Below are 14,146 nucleotides of genomic sequence, written 5' to 3' on the forward strand. Positions count from 1 at the left end.
GTATGTAAATGCGCAATAGGGTGCGTGAGGTCGCTGCCGGATCGGGAGGTATGCGCAGTTAGGACGTTTGTGTTGATACGTACAGGTGCATCTGTAGCTCGCTATAGCGCGCGCCCCGCCGCCGGCGCACCGGCGGGGCGGTACGGCAGTCAGCGGTGGCGCCCATAACAGCAGCCCGAGCTCCCGCGCGCGAGAGTCGGCGCATCGGACTCGGAAAGCCCCGCGGCACCGCACATCGGCGCCGGCGCGGAGCCTTTCAGAGCTCTCAGCCCCCGATTCCCAGGCCCGGCAGTGCGGATTCGGCGGCCCGGCGCAGATGCGCGGAAGCTCGCTGCCAGCGGCGGTGGGCACGCTCCGGATCGGGGGATACGAAGTTGGAGACCAGAATTCCGCGCAAGGTGTCCATCGCGGTATAGGCGAAGTCCCGAACTTCCTTGCGCCGCAATTCGTCCGGGACCAATTGCGATACCGCCATCAGGACGGCGTTGTTGACGAACGGCTCGACCTTCTCGGCCTCGGCGGCCAGCACCGGATCGGTGCGCCCGGCCACCCACAGCTCCATGGCCGCGATGAACAGTGGTCCTTGATGCAGCTCCCACATCGCGTCGAGGGTGGCGCCGATCGGATCGTCGCCGGCGCGCAACCGGCCCAGCTCCTTCATCGCGGCCTCGGTGCGCCGCTGCGCCAGATGCGAGATGGCGGCCACCACCAGATCCGTCTTGGAACCGAAATGGTGCACCTGAGCGCCGCGAGTGACCCCGGCCCGTTCCGCGACGCGCGGCGTCGTGGTGCCCGCATAGCCGTATTCGACCAGGCAATCGATGGTCGCGTCGAGCAGCCGCACCCGCATCTCACTGCTGCGCTGCTCCTGCGTACGACGCGGTGGCTTACCGACGACAGATCTGGCCATTCGGAAATCCTACACTTACATACACACGTGCATGAAACTCACTCGGGCTCGTGCGCCGCACGGCCGCGCTGGATAGCGGCCAGCACCACACGCACGCCGGCGCCGATGAGCGCCAGATCGGCCAGGATCTGCACAGTCACCATGACGCGGGCGGCCTGCGAGGTCGCAGCGATATCGCCGAAACCGACCGTTCCCAGCACGGTCACCGTGAAGTAGAGGGAATCGACCCGGGTCAGCAGGATCGTGAAACTGTCCGGCGCGGCCGACGACATCAACACATACGTCGTGGCGAATACGAGAATGAACACCACCGCGATCATGGTCAGCGCCTCGGCTCCGCGGAGTCCGGGATAGGGCGCGGCGACGATCCGCGTGGCCTGCCGCACGATGAGCACGACGACCAACACCAGACCACCACACAGGCCCAGTAGCGGACCGAGCTTGTCCAGATGATGAAAGGGCAGGACGAAATACAGCGCGACGAGCACGATCGTCGTCACCGCGGTCCGGGCGGCGGCATACAACGCCGCCCGCCGCCGCGCACCGTCACCGCCGCTCCACTGTTCCTGCGGATCCATCCTGACCTCCCGGTCGAGTTCTGCCGCCTGCTCGGGATCACTCAACCACGCCGGAGGGTCGCACAAGGGGAGGTTGCCCGGCGTTCTCCCGGTCGGCTACAGGCGAGGAGCGACCGGTTCACGGCGTCGCGCCACGCGGCGAGACGACCACACGGTGATGGTGAACAGCACCACCCCTGCGACGGCGAGGCCCGCGCCCACGACGGCGGGCGCGGTGTAACCGAGGCCGGCCGCGATCACGAGGCCGCCCAGCCAGGCGCCGGCGGCGTTGGCGATGTTCAGGGCGGCGTGGTTGAGCGCGGCGGCGAGGGTTTGGGCGTCGTGGGCGACGTCCATCAGGCGGGTTTGCAGGCCGGGCGCCAGTGCGGCTCCGGAAGCGCCGACCAGGAAGGCGCCCGCGGCGGCGGTGAACGGATTGTGTGCTGCCGCAACGAAAGCCGCGAGAATCACGACCATCGCGATCAGCGCGACGAACACCGAGCGGTCCACACCGCGGTCGGCGAGGACGCCGCCGCCGATGTTGCCCGCGACCATGCCCAGGCCGAACAGTGCCAGCACGATCGGCACGAGGCCCTGACCCATGCCGGCGACATCGGTGAGGGTCGAGGTGATGTAGGTGTACACCGCGAACATGCCGCCGAAGCCGATCGCGCCGACCAGCAGGGTCAGCAAGACCTGGGGGCGGCGCAGGGCGGTCAGTTCGGTGCGCGGATCGGTCACCCGCACGCCGTGCAGATCGGGCACGAAGCGGGTGATCGCGAAGACCGTGGCGAGCCCGATGACGGCGACGACCACGTAGGCGTCACGCCAGCCGAGCCCCTGCCCGAGCCAGGTGGCCGCGGGGACACCCACCACATTGGCGGCACTCAGGCCCAGCATCACCGCGGCGACGGCCTTGGCCCGCTGCCCCACCGGCGCCAGCGAGGCGGCGGCCAGCGAGGCGACACCGAAGTAGGCGCCGTGCGGCAGACCGGCGACGAAACGCGCGGCGACCAACGCCGGGAACGCCGGGGCCAGCACCGAGGCGATATTTCCGACGGTGAACGCGATCATCAAGGCGATCAGCAGACGCTTACGCGGCATGCGGGCGCACAGTGCCGCGATCACGGGCGCGCCGACCACCACGCCCAGCGCGTACGCCGAGACGGCATGTCCGCCGGTGGGCTCGGAAACATGCAGATCCGCGGCGATGTCGGGCAGCAGTCCCATGGTGACGAATTCGGTGGTGCCGATCCCGAAACCGCCGAGCGCCAGCGCGAGCATCGCCGGGACATGCCATCCGGTGCGGACGGAAGTCTCCGGCGCCGAGCCGAGCGCCGCACGGGACGACGCGTCACTCGCAGACGGCGCCGAGAGGAAGTCGACGGGAGGTGCGGTACGCACGGGAGCTGAGTCGGCCACGGGTGTGGCCAACACACGCGGCCGTCGCGGTGATACCGGCGGCCGGGGTGATTCGACTCACCGGAATCGGCTTCCGCTCGCCGGCACCGTCCGAGGAGCATCGAAATCGTTGCGGGACAACGGCTCTCGCCGTATCGGAGGCCGCGCCCGGCGCGCTGTCGGATACCTCACACGCCGTGCGATCGGGTGCGGAAAGCAATTCGGGCACCCGCGGCCACCGGGATCGGTGGGGGCGGGTGCCCGGATATGTCTACCGGCCGCGCCGGATTCCGGCCGGTCGTGAGCGTTCAGCTCAGTTCGCGCGCCAGGTTGGCGTCGAGCACACCGAGGAATTCCTCGGTGGTCAGGTAGCCCTGGTTGCCGCCGACCAGCAGCGCCAGATCCTTGGTCATCTGGCCGCTCTCGACGGTCTTGATCACGACGTCCTCGAGGGTCTGCGCGAAGCCGATGACCTCGGGGGTGTTGTCCAGCTTGCCGCGATGCGCCAGACCCCGCGTCCACGCGAAGATCGAGGCGATCGGGTTCGTGGAGGTGGGCTTGCCCTGCTGGTGCTGCCGGAAGTGGCGGGTCACCGTGCCGTGCGCGGCCTCGGCCTCACAGGTGCGGCCGTCCGGGGTGAGCAGCACCGAGGTCATCAGGCCCAGCGAGCCGAAGCCCTGCGCCACGGTGTCGGACTGCACGTCGCCGTCGTAGTTCTTGCAGGCCCAGACGTAGCCGCCTTCCCACTTGAGCGCGGAGGCGACCATATCGTCGATCAGCCGGTGCTCGTAGGTCAGTCCGGCGGCCTCGAACTCTTCCTTGAACTCGGTCTCGAAGATCTCCTGGAAGGTGTCCTTGAACATGCCGTCGTAGGCCTTCAGGATGGTGTTCTTCGTCGACATGTAGACCGGGTAGTTCTGCTGCAGGCCGTAGTTCAGCGACGCCCGCGCGAAGTCCTCGATCGACTTCTTGAAGTTGTACATACCCATGACGACGCCGCCGTCCTCGGGCATCTTCACCACTTCGTGGACGATCGGCTCGGAGCCGTCCTCCGGGGTGAACTGAATCGTGACGGTGCCGGCCTGATGCACCTTGAAGTCGGTGGCGCGGTACTGGTCACCGAAGGCGTGACGGCCGATGATGATCGGCTTGGTCCAGCCGGGCACCAGGCGCGGAACGTTGGAGATGATGATCGGCGCGCGGAAAATGGTGCCGCCGAGGATGTTACGAATCGTGCCGTTCGGCGAACGCCACATCTTCTTGAGACCGAATTCCTCGACACGTGCCTCGTCGGGGGTGATGGTGGCGCATTTGACGCCGACGCCGTGTTTCTTGATGGCGTTGGCCGCGTCGACGGTCACCTGGTCATCGGTCTTGTCACGAGTTTCGATGCCGAGGTCGTAGTACTCGAGGTTCACATCGAGGTACGGATGGATCAGCTTGTCCTTGATGAACTGCCAGATGATCCGGGTCATCTCGTCGCCGTCGAGTTCGACGACGGTCCCTTCAACCTTGATCTTGGACATGGATCTTCGTGTCCTCCTAAGGAAGGTGTGCTCCCATTGCACGGCCAGGCGAGCACGCTTGTGAGCGGACCCCAGCTGTTCAACAGACAACGTATACGCCCCGCGTTGTCCACGAGACGCCTGGTGCTAAACAAGACAAGCGTACTGGTGCGCTGGGTCTCACTGACAGGGGCGGTCCCATTGCGAGCTACCCACGTCACACCGGCCCGATGTCCGGTCGCCAGGGAAACGGACATACACCGCGAACGTCCGCCTCGAATCGGGCGAGCCCAACCCTCGCCCCCGCCGTGACCGATTGTTACCATCCACGGCAGGTCATGAGTGCCAGCGCCAAGCCCCGGCTCGCTGGCCGGCAACCCTCCAGTTGCGGTGGGGTGCTCCGGGTGATTGACCGGGCTCTCGAAAGCCGAGGGCAAGCGCGACTGTCAGGAGCAACAAGTGAGTGAGTCCACCGTGCCCATTGTCGACAAGTGCGTGGAGGCGGCGGAGCGGCGCAGGCGTATCGCTACCATCGGGGATGTGTGTGCCCCAGCCCTCCGTACCGCCTCGACCATGCGTGCGCTCTCGCCGTGCGCCGACCCGGCGGCCTCCGGCGCCGTGTTCCGGCAGGTCCGCGGGCCGATGCGGACCCTGGGACTCGACGGCACGGGAGTAGACGGCCTGGCACGGCTCGACGTGGTGACGGCACGGTGACCGTGAGTATCGAATCGAGCACGTCACGCCCGGGCGCAACGACACTGCTACCACCCGCGGACGGCACGGTGGGCATCATCGGCATCGGCGATGTCCGCGTCGAGAACGGGGCGGTCGTCCCCGGTGTCGAACTGGCCGTGCAGCGCTGGGGCGAACTGGCCCCGGGCCTGGACAACGTGGTGCTGGTCGAGCACGCATTGACCGGAGATTCGCACGTCTGCGGACAGCCCGACGAACTGCACGCCCTTCCGGGCTGGTGGGACGGACTGGTCGGACCGGGCGCCGCATTGGACACCGATCGCTGGTGCGTGATCGCTACCAACGTCCTGGGTGGTTGCCAGGGCAGCACCGGCCCCTCGTCCCTCGCGCCGGACGGAAAGCCTTGGGGCGCACGGTTTCCGGAGATTTCGATTCGTGACCAGGTGAGCGCCGAAGTGGTGCTGCTGGACCTGCTCGGCATCTCCCGCATCGCCGCGGTGGTCGGCGGTTCGATGGGCGGCATGCGAGTGCTGGAATGGATGGTCGGCTATCCCGATCGCGTCGACGCGGCCCTGGTGCTGGCGGTCGGCGCCCGCGCCACCGCGGATCAGATCGGCACCCAGACCACCCAGATCGCCGCGATCACCTCGGATCCGGACTGGCAGGACGGCAATTATCACGACACCGGCCGCCGCCCGCAGGCCGGGCTGGGCATCGCGCGCCGGATCGCGCATCTGACCTACCGCACCGAATTCGAACTCGACCATCGGTTCGCCAACACCGCCCAGGGTGACGAAAACCCTTGGGACGGTGGCCGTTACGCGGTGCAGAGTTATCTGGAACATCAGGCCGACAAGCTGGTCGCGCGGTTCGACGCGGCCACCTACGTGCTGCTGACCGAGGCCATGAACCGGCACGACGTCGGGCGCGGACGCGGCGGTATCGAGGCCGCGCTGGCCGCCACCCCGGTGCCGTGCGTGGTCGGCGGCGTGGACTCGGACCGGTTGTATCCGTTGCGGACTCAGCAGGAACTGGCCGATCTCCTGCCCGGCTGCAAGGGCCTGGAAGTCGTGCATTCGCGCGACGGCCACGACGGTTTCCTCACCGAGATCGAGGCGATCGGCAAATTGCTGGAGCAGACGATGGAGTTGGCGCGCGCCGCGCAGGACGCCCGCGCGTCCTGAGTTCAGCCGACGCCGAGGCTGCTGATGGTGACCGCCAGCACGATGATCGCGCCGCCCAGCACGGTGTAGGCGCCGATGTCGAACGGGCGGCTGCGCACCGCCAGCAGCCCCACCCGCGCCGTCGGCAGGCACAACCGGAACACCGCCGCCAGCAGGGTCGCCCCGCCGATGAAGAACGCACCGCGCCGCCACCGGTCCTGGGCCACGAAGACCACCGCGACCAGCAGCACCACCACGACCAGCAACATCGGCAGATGAACCTGGAAGAAGCGGCTCGCCGGGCTGGAATGCTGTGGGTGGGTGGTCGGCACGTCGGTCACGGCTGCGATTCTCGCATGTCCGGTCGTGCCGCCCCCGGGAGTGGGGGCGGGCCCGGCCGCGACGGCCACCGGATGCGGCCGCCGCGACCGAGCTGCAATCAGACGCCGAACGGTGCGGCGTAGCGGATACGGCCCGCCGGGAGAGGATGGTCCGCGTCGAGCGCGAGGGCCATCAGCGCGTCATCGGGGACATCGATGCTCAGATCGATGCCGTATCGGCTTGCCCGTCGGAAACCGAACCGCGGGTAGTACTCGGGGTGGCCGAGCACTGTGACGAAATGCTCGCCGCGGTCGGCAGCGGCCCGCAGTGCGGCACGAACGGCCGCCGCCCCGGCACCGGTGCCTTGATACTCGGGCAGTACGGCGCACGGTCCCAGGCACAGCGCCGGGATATCGCCGATATGACAACGAGTCAGCAGCGCATAGCCGACGACTGCGTCGTCCGGTCCGGTCGCCCCGATCGACAGGCCGTCGATCCAGGCGGGGTCGGCGCGTAGCGCCTCGACGAGGTCGGCCTCGTCGGGCCGGTCGAATGCGGCGGTAGTGACCGCGTGGACGGCGGGGATGTCGGCGGCGGTTTCGGCGCGCGTGATCCAGGTTCGAATAGTCAATGCTACGAATCCGTTTCGTATCGATCGGGTGATGAGTCGACGCGGCTGCGCGAGCGGGCGCTCGGCGCAATCGCGGACGAGATCAGGCCGACGCGCGGAAGGGGCCCTGGGGAAGGTGTTCGGCACCTGCGCGCACGGCGGCCTCACGCACAGTCATCGATCCACCTCCCGGGAACTCATCGATACCGAGGCGATCGCGGCATCGTCGAAACGGATCGGCCGTCGCCATACGGCCGCCGATCACGGTAACAGAGGCCGGGCTGCGAGGCGTACCACTTATCCGGGACGGGTACCGTCTCGGTGTGCTCAAGCTGGTGTTCTTCGAACCGCGTATCCCACCGAATACGGGCAATGCGATCCGTTTGGCGGCCGGCACGGGATGCGAACTGCATCTGATCGAGCCGCTCGGATTCGATCTGTCGGAGCCGAAGCTGCGCCGCGCCGGACTGGACTACCACGATCTCGCGGTGGTCACCGTGCACGAAAACCTCTCCGCCGCATGGAAATCCCTGCGTCCCGAGCGCGTCTTCGCCTTCACCACGCACGCCACCACGCACAACACCGATATCTCCTACCGGGCCGGAGACGTCCTGCTGTTCGGTCCGGAACCGACCGGGTTGCCGGCCGACGTCCTGGCCGACCCGCACATCACCGATCAGCTGCGCATCCCCATGCTGCCCGGTCGCCGGTCGATGAACCTGTCCAACGCCGCGGCGGTCGCGGTGTACGAGGCGTGGCGGCAGCTGGGATTCCCGGGCGCCGTGTAGCCGCCGAGGCCCGCGCCCGAACGGCACGCCTCAGATGTCGATCGTGAAGCGTTTGAAGCGGGAGGTGGCGCCCGCGGTGAGGTGGACGGCCGACTTGGGCACGCCGAAGTGCTGGGCGAGAAGTTCGATCGCGGCCTTGTTGGCCTTGCCTTCCACCGCGGGGGCGCGCACGTACAGCTGCAGGGTGCCGTCGTCGAGGGTTTCGACGAGCGGGCCCTTGCGGCTGTTGGGTTTGATGGTCGCGCGGACCACGGTCGCCACGTGCTGCTCCTCGATGTCGGTCGGTGGGACGAGCCTAGCCGCGACCGTTCAGCGGAAATCGCGTGACTTCGAGGCCATGCGCAGGTCCATGCGCTGCAGATGTTCCGCCACCACACTCACCACACCCTCGGCGTTCTGCACCCGCCCCCGGATCAGCAGCGCGGGAGCGCCCTGGGCGATGCGCCGATAGCGGCGCCACAGCCCCACCGAACACACCACGTTCACCATGCCGGTCTCGTCCTCCAGATTGATGAAGGTGACCCCGGACGCGGTGGCCGGTCGCTGCCGGTGCGTCACCGCACCGCCGATCAGCACCTTCGACCCGTCGGGCACGGCGAGCAGCCGGTTCGCCGCGACCACGCCGAGTTCGTCCAGCCGCGGACGCAGGAATTCGGTGGGATACCGACCGGGCGACACACCGGTCGCCCACACATCGGCGGCCGCCATTTCCAGTTCGCTCATCCCGGGCAACGCCGGTGCGTCGGTGACCGCCCCGGTCCCCGGCAGCCGATCCGCCCGCTCCCCCGCCGCCGCACCGGCCGCCCACAGCGCCTGCCGCCGGTCGAGACCGTGGCCCGATGCGGACTCGATGCTGCCGAGCGCACCCGCGGTGGCCAGGGCCTCGGCCTGCGGCACCGTCAACTCGACCCGCCCGGTCAAATCCAGAAACGATCGATAGGGACCGGAAGACCGTGCGGCGACGATCTTTTCGGCCACGTCGTCACCGATGTGCCGGACCGCGGACAAGCCCAATCGCACCTGGGTTCCGCACTGCTCGAGCGTCGCCCCGGCCAGGCTGTGATTGATATCCGGCCCGTGCACCACCACCCCGTGCCGGCGGGCGTCGGCCACCAGCGACTGCGGAGAGTAGAAACCCATCGGCTGCGCGTTCAGCAGCCCCGCGCAGAACGCCGCGGGATGATGCAGTTTGAACCAGGCCGAATAGAATACCAGCGCGGCGAAACTTTGCGAATGACTTTCCGGGAAACCGAAATTCGCGAAGGCGTAGATCTTCTCGTAGATGCGATCGGCCAGCTCTCCGGTGATTCCGTGCAGATCACGCATGCCCTGATAGAAGCGGCCGCGCAGCCGCTCCATGCGCTGCGGTGACCGTTTCGATCCCATCGCGCGGCGCAACTGGTCCGCCTCGGCGGCGGTGAAACCCGCGATATCGATCGCCATCTGCATGAGTTGTTCCTGGAACAGCGGAATTCCGAGGGTGCGGGCCAGCGAACTCTCGAGCGCCGGATGGTCGAGCGTCACCTCCTCCCGGCCGTTGCGCCGGCGGATATAGGGATGCACCGAACCGCCCTGAATGGGGCCGGGCCGGATCAGCGCGACCTCCACGACGAGATCGTAGAAGGCACGCGGGCGCAGCCGCGGCAGCGTCGCCATCTGGGCACGCGACTCGACCTGGAACACTCCCACCGAATCCGCGCGCGCCAGCATCTCGTAGACGGCGGATTCGGTGAGATCGAGGGCGTGCAATTCCACGACCTCACCTTTGTGCTCGCGCACCAGATCGATCATGTAGTGCAGGGCCGAGAGCATGCCCAGACCGAGCAGATCGAATTTCACCAGACCCGCTGCGGCACAATCGTCCTTGTCCCACTGCAGCACACTGCGCCCGGGCATGCGCGCCCACTCCACCGGGCAGACGTCGGCGATCGGCCGATCACAGATCACCATGCCGCCGGAATGAATACCGAGATGTCGCGGCAGGCCCTCGATCTCACCCGCCAGTTCCAGGACCCGGTCCGGAATATCGGTATGCGTTTCGGATGCCACCGCGGTCCATCGGCTCACCTGTTTGCTGAACGCGTCCTGCTGGCCGGGCGAGAAACCCAGCGCGCGAGCGGCATCGCGCACCGCGGACTTGCCGCGATAGGTGATCACATTGGCCACCTGGGCGGCGTATTCGCGACCGTACTTCCGGTAGACGTGCTGGATCGCCTCCTCCCGGCGATCGGATTCGATATCGAGATCGATATCGGGCGGGCCGTCACGTTCGGGCGCCAGGAAACGTTCGAACAGCAGATCGTTGGCGACCGGATCCACATTGGTGATGCCGATCGCGTAGCAGACCGCGGAATTGGCCGCCGACCCCCGGCCCTGGCACAGGATGTCGTTCTGCTTGCAGAAGTGGACGATATCGTGCACGACCAGGAAGTAGCCGGGGAAATTCAGTTCGGTGATGATCCGTAGTTCGTGTTCGATCTGCCGGTACGCCTTGGGATTCCCCTCCGGCGGGCCGTAACGATCGCGCGCTCCGGCGAGGGTGAGTTCCCGCAGCCAGGAATTCTCGTCGTGGCCGGGCGGCACGTCGAACGGCGGCAATTCGGGGGCGATCAAGCGCAGATCGAAGGCGCATGCGCGAGCCAGATCGACCGCCCCGGCCACCGCCTGCGGGTATTCGGCGAAGAGCCGCGCCATTTCCGCACCCGAGCGCAGATGCGCGCCACCGGTGGGCGGCAGCCAGCCGTCGATGTCGTCCAGACTGCACCGTGCCCGGATGGCCGCCAGCGCCATCGCCCGGCGGCCCTGCGCCGGGGTGGCGAAATGCGCTGCGGTCGTGGCGATCACCGGCACGTCCAGCCGGGTGGCGAGGGCGATCAACCGGGCATTGCGTTCGTCGTCGTCGGGCACTCCGTGGTGGGTGAGTTCGACGCTCACCCGGTCGCGGCCGAACAGATCCATCAGCCGGCGCAGCGCCGCCTCCGCCTCGGCGTCACCCCGCTCCAGCGCCCGGCGCACATGACCTTTGCGGCAGCCGGTGAGAATATGCCAGTGCCCGTCGGCGGCGGCGGCGAGCCGGTCCAGGTCGTAGCGCAGGATTCCCTTCTCACCGGCCACCATATGTGCCGCCGACATCTCCCGCGACAGCCGCCGATATCCCTCCTGCCCGCGCGCCAGCACCAGCAGATGCGGCCCGGACGGGTCCGGTTCACCCGTGCGCGGTTGCGAATCGTCCATCGGAGCGGAGCCGAATATCGTTGTCGCGTCGCAGATTTCACCCAGCGACAATTCGGCACCGAACACCGTCGGCAGCCCCCATTCGGCGGCGGCCTCGGCGAAACGCACCACCCCGTAGAAGCCGTTGTGATCGGTGAGCGCCAGGGCCTCGAGCCCCAGGCGCACCGCCTCCTCCACCAACTCCTCGGGTTGGCAGGCGCCGTCGAGAAAGCTGTAGGCCGAATGCGTATGCAATTCCGCATACGGCACCAGCGGACCGCTCGACTCCGGCCGCGACCCCGCCCGGTATTCGCCGCGTGTATGCGACCACGCCGGGCTGTCTCCGCCGTCACCCGGCGGGGCGGCCCCGCGCCCGGGCAGACCGGAGAGCACCCGCTCCATTTCCGCCCAGGTGGGCGGGCCGTTTCCCCAGCCCATATCGGCACGCACCTTCGTAGATTCGAACGTATATTCGATACCGATGCTAACTCGTGGGCGCAACGTTCGGAAGGCGGCCCCGCTGCGATCAGCGGGTCCGGACGAATATCCCGCCGACCACCGCGGCGGCGAGCAGTGCGAGGACGGCGATCACCAGCGACGTCCGCAGGCCGCCGAGGAAGTCACCGGCCACCAGCGTGCCGAATACCGCGACCCCGACCGCGCCGCCGACCTGCCGCGCCGTGTTGAGCTGCGCGGACGCCACCCCTGCCCGGGCGGCCGGCACGCTCTCCAGCACCGCACTGGTCATCGCCGGCACGACCGTTCCCGCACCGAAGCCGACCGGGACGGTCGCCACCCAGATCATCCACAGCGGAGCATCCGCACCGGCCAGAACGAGCAGCAGCAGACCACCCGCGAAGGCGAGCTGCCCACCGACGATCGGCGAGCGCGGGCCGACCGCGGCGGTGATCCGGCCTCCGAGCAGATTCGCGGTCAGCGCGGCCAGGCTCATCGGCAGGAATACCAGCCCGGTCACCAGCGCCGAATCACCGCGCTGCTCCTGCAGAAACAGCGACAGCAGGAAGACGATGCCGTAGTAGGCGAAGTTCTGCACGAAGCCGACGACCGAGGCGGCCGAGAAGGCCGGGTGCGCGAACAGATCCAACGGCAACATCGGGTCCGCCACCCGGCGCTCCCACCGCACGAAGAAGACCGCACCGGCCGCCGCCGCGATCAATCCGGTCAGCACCGGCGCCGAGCTCCAGCCCCGGTGGCCACCCTCGATCAAGCCGTACGTCGAACCGCACAGCACCACAACCACGGTGAGCTGTCCGACCGGATCCATGCCACGGCCGGTGCTCGCGGGCGTCGCCGCCGCCCGGGTGGTGGCCAGCAGTCCGCAGGCGCCGATCACCAGATTGACCAGGAACAGCGACCGCCAGCCGAGCGTCGCCAGCAATACGCCGCCGATCACCGGTCCGGCTGCCACCGCCGCCCCGCCGGCCGCTGCCCACAGCCCGACCGCCCGCGCGCGCCGCCCGGGGTCGGCATAGGCGTGCCGGACCATCGCCAACGAGGCCGGCAGCTGGATCGCGGCTCCGAGGCCCTGCGCGAACCGGGCGGCGATCAACATCGCCGGCGCCGTCGCCAGCCCGCAGGCCAGCGAGGCCGCGACGAACACCGTGAGACCCGCGACGAACGCCCGCCGCGCCCCGATCCGATCGGACAGCGTGCCGCCGATCAGCTGGAAGGCGGCGAATACCAGCGTGTAGCCGTCCACCACCCACTGCAGCTGACTCAGGCCGGCATCGAGCCGGTGCCCGAGCGTGGGCAGCGCGACGTTCACGATGGTGGCGTCCAGGCTGACCATCAGGAATCCGAAGGAAGCCGCGAACAGCGTCCACCGGGCCCGCCCGGGCGCCTCGGTGATCTCGATGCCGGAAATCGGCTGGGTGACAGGTGTGCTCACGTCGTCAGCATCGATCCCGGGGCGACCGCCCGACAAGGGCCGAGGGTGCACCTGTCAGGGCTACCCTGAGCGAGGCGTGATGGTAGGAGGAGCGGTGGCAGACACACAGGCGAGCGAGTTGGGTTCGTTCCTGCGCTCGCGCCGGACCGCGCTCGCGCCCGAGGCGGTCGGTATCCGCGTCGAGGGCGTGCGGCGCACGGCAGGGCTGCGCCGCGCGGAGCTGGCCCGGCTCGCGGGGGTCAGCCCGGGCTACTACACGCGGCTGGAGCAGGGGCGTGCTCCGCATCCGTCACCGAGTGTGCTTGCCGCGCTGGCGAATGCGCTGCGGCTGTCCGCCGACGAGCGCGAGCATCTGTTCGCGCTCGGCGGCGATGTGCGGCTGCAGCCGGCCGAGCCGGGCGAACTGTCGCTCGGCGCCCGCCGGATGCTGGAGCTGCTGTCGGAGCCGACGGCCGCGTATGTGATCGACCGCTACAGCGACGTTCTCGCATGGAATGCCGGCGCCGCCGCGCTCTTCGGCCACCTGGTCGAGGGCTCCGGCCATCCGAACAACGTCCGCTATGTCTTCACCGACCCTGAGGCGAGGCAACGCTTTTCGGACTGGGACGAGATAGCCGCCGACTCGGTGGCACATCTGCGTGCGGCCACCGGTCGGCGGCCGGACGATCCGACGCTGCGCCGGCTGGTGGCCGACCTGCACGCCCGGAGCGCTCCTTTCCGGGAACTGTGGGCCGATCACGAACTGCGGCACAAGGTCAGCGGGCACAAACGGCTGTACCACCCACTCGTCGGCGCCTTCACGCTCGACTACGTGGTGCTGGCCGTTCCGAATGTGCCGGGGCAGCGGTTGGTGGCCTACAGCGCCGAACCCGGCACGACCGCGTGCGACGCGCTGGTACGGCTGGCGGCGGCTGCGCCCCGGGCATCCACTGTCGCGGGCTGACCAGGGAAGCGGTCGGCCGCAGGCCGGGACAGACCCGCGCTGGAATCTCGCTGATTCGAATCCTTTTCGCGAATATCGGCTCGCCCTAATGTCACTGGGCGAATCGACGGCGGGAAGGAAAGGGACCCCATGT

At 68.4% G+C, this 14,146-nt stretch carries 13 protein-coding genes and 1 riboswitch; of the genes, 4 read left to right on the forward strand and 9 right to left on the reverse strand.

All coding sequences use genetic code 11. From position 1 onward, the window contains the following. Window positions 1-265: 265 nt before the first annotated feature. From ACPCUW_RS00910 to ACPCUW_RS00925, 4 genes are all read right to left on the reverse strand, one after another. Window positions 266-910 carry a TetR/AcrR family transcriptional regulator gene (locus ACPCUW_RS00910; RefSeq protein ID WP_030513545.1) on the reverse strand — a complete coding sequence of 215 codons (645 nt, stop codon included), beginning with the start codon at window positions 908-910 and terminating at the stop codon, window positions 266-268. A 38-nt stretch (window positions 911-948) separates the two neighbouring features. Beyond that, on the reverse strand, window positions 949-1,533 hold the full coding sequence (locus ACPCUW_RS00915; RefSeq protein ID WP_146098797.1) for a potassium channel family protein: 585 nt from the start codon (window positions 1,531-1,533) through the stop codon (window positions 949-951). 51 nt (window positions 1,534-1,584) lie between these two features. Continuing rightward, window positions 1,585-2,871, reverse strand: coding sequence for an MFS transporter (locus tag ACPCUW_RS00920; RefSeq protein WP_423423398.1), 1,287 nt, complete (start codon window positions 2,869-2,871; stop codon window positions 1,585-1,587). Window positions 2,872-3,176: 305 nt separating this feature from the next. Beyond that, window positions 3,177-4,394, reverse strand: a complete 1,218-nt coding sequence (locus tag ACPCUW_RS00925; protein ID WP_063015596.1) for an NADP-dependent isocitrate dehydrogenase — start codon at window positions 4,392-4,394, stop codon at window positions 3,177-3,179. A 313-nt stretch (window positions 4,395-4,707) separates the two neighbouring features. After that, window positions 4,708-4,819: riboswitch (SAM riboswitch) on the forward strand. Between the two features lie 13 nt (window positions 4,820-4,832). On the opposite strand from ACPCUW_RS00925, the gene ACPCUW_RS00930 reads away from it, so the two are divergent. Then, the gene (locus ACPCUW_RS00930) at window positions 4,833-5,087 is read left to right on the forward strand and encodes a hypothetical protein (protein ID WP_423423399.1); all 255 of its coding nucleotides are present in this window, start codon (window positions 4,833-4,835) and stop codon (window positions 5,085-5,087) included. 2 nt (window positions 5,088-5,089) lie between these two features. Then, window positions 5,090-6,250, forward strand: coding sequence for a homoserine O-acetyltransferase MetX (gene metX / locus ACPCUW_RS00935; RefSeq protein WP_393525016.1), 1,161 nt, complete (start codon window positions 5,090-5,092; stop codon window positions 6,248-6,250). A 2-nt stretch (window positions 6,251-6,252) separates the two neighbouring features. On the opposite strand, the gene ACPCUW_RS00940 is transcribed toward metX, so the two are convergent. Together ACPCUW_RS00940 and ACPCUW_RS00945 are read right to left on the reverse strand one after the other, a co-directional pair. Further along, the gene (locus tag ACPCUW_RS00940) at window positions 6,253-6,498 is read right to left on the reverse strand and encodes a DUF3017 domain-containing protein (RefSeq protein ID WP_081879271.1); all 246 of its coding nucleotides are present in this window, start codon (window positions 6,496-6,498) and stop codon (window positions 6,253-6,255) included. A gap of 170 nt (window positions 6,499-6,668) precedes the next feature. Next, the gene (locus ACPCUW_RS00945; RefSeq protein ID WP_423423400.1) at window positions 6,669-7,181 is read right to left on the reverse strand and encodes a GNAT family N-acetyltransferase; all 513 of its coding nucleotides are present in this window, start codon (window positions 7,179-7,181) and stop codon (window positions 6,669-6,671) included. 302 nt (window positions 7,182-7,483) lie between these two features. Between ACPCUW_RS00945 and ACPCUW_RS00950 the strand changes: the two genes are divergently transcribed. Then, window positions 7,484-7,948: a tRNA (cytidine(34)-2'-O)-methyltransferase gene (locus ACPCUW_RS00950; protein WP_030513537.1), complete on the forward strand. Its 465-nt coding sequence runs from the start codon at window positions 7,484-7,486 to the stop codon at window positions 7,946-7,948. Between the two features lie 30 nt (window positions 7,949-7,978). On the opposite strand, the gene ACPCUW_RS00955 is transcribed toward ACPCUW_RS00950, so the two are convergent. From ACPCUW_RS00955 to ACPCUW_RS00965, 3 genes are all read right to left on the reverse strand, one after another. Then, window positions 7,979-8,209 carry a DUF167 domain-containing protein gene (locus ACPCUW_RS00955; protein ID WP_195073166.1) on the reverse strand — a complete coding sequence of 77 codons (231 nt, stop codon included), beginning with the start codon at window positions 8,207-8,209 and terminating at the stop codon, window positions 7,979-7,981. A 48-nt stretch (window positions 8,210-8,257) separates the two neighbouring features. Next, window positions 8,258-11,599 carry an error-prone DNA polymerase gene (locus ACPCUW_RS00960; RefSeq protein WP_423423401.1) on the reverse strand — a complete coding sequence of 1,114 codons (3,342 nt, stop codon included), beginning with the start codon at window positions 11,597-11,599 and terminating at the stop codon, window positions 8,258-8,260. 88 nt (window positions 11,600-11,687) lie between these two features. Then, a complete protein-coding gene (locus tag ACPCUW_RS00965) occupies window positions 11,688-13,070 on the reverse strand; it encodes an MFS transporter (RefSeq protein ID WP_423423402.1) in 1,383 nt (460 codons plus the stop codon). Window positions 13,071-13,164: 94 nt separating this feature from the next. Between ACPCUW_RS00965 and ACPCUW_RS00970 the strand changes: the two genes are divergently transcribed. Further along, entirely contained in the window at window positions 13,165-14,013 is an 849-nt protein-coding gene (locus tag ACPCUW_RS00970) for a helix-turn-helix transcriptional regulator (RefSeq protein ID WP_423423403.1), read from the forward strand. Window positions 14,014-14,146 lie beyond the last annotated feature (133 nt).

The sequence above is a fragment of the Nocardia sp. AB354 genome, assembly GCF_049538315.1.
Classification (GTDB): Bacteria; Actinomycetota; Actinomycetes; order Mycobacteriales; family Mycobacteriaceae; genus Nocardia; species Nocardia nova.

Excerpts from the sequence above, each read along its gene's own strand:
- ACPCUW_RS00910 (WP_030513545.1), bottom strand. The coding sequence starts at position 910 with ATGGCCAGATCTGTCGTCGGTAAGCCACCGCGTCGTACGCAGGAGCAG.
- ACPCUW_RS00925 (WP_063015596.1), bottom strand. The coding sequence starts at position 4,394 with ATGTCCAAGATCAAGGTTGAAGGGACCGTCGTCGAACTCGACGGCGAC.
- ACPCUW_RS00940 (WP_081879271.1), bottom strand. The coding sequence starts at position 6,498 with ATGTTGCTGGTCGTGGTGGTGCTGCTGGTCGCGGTGGTCTTCGTGGCC.
- ACPCUW_RS00960 (WP_423423401.1), bottom strand. The coding sequence starts at position 11,599 with ATGGGCTGGGGAAACGGCCCGCCCACCTGGGCGGAAATGGAGCGGGTG.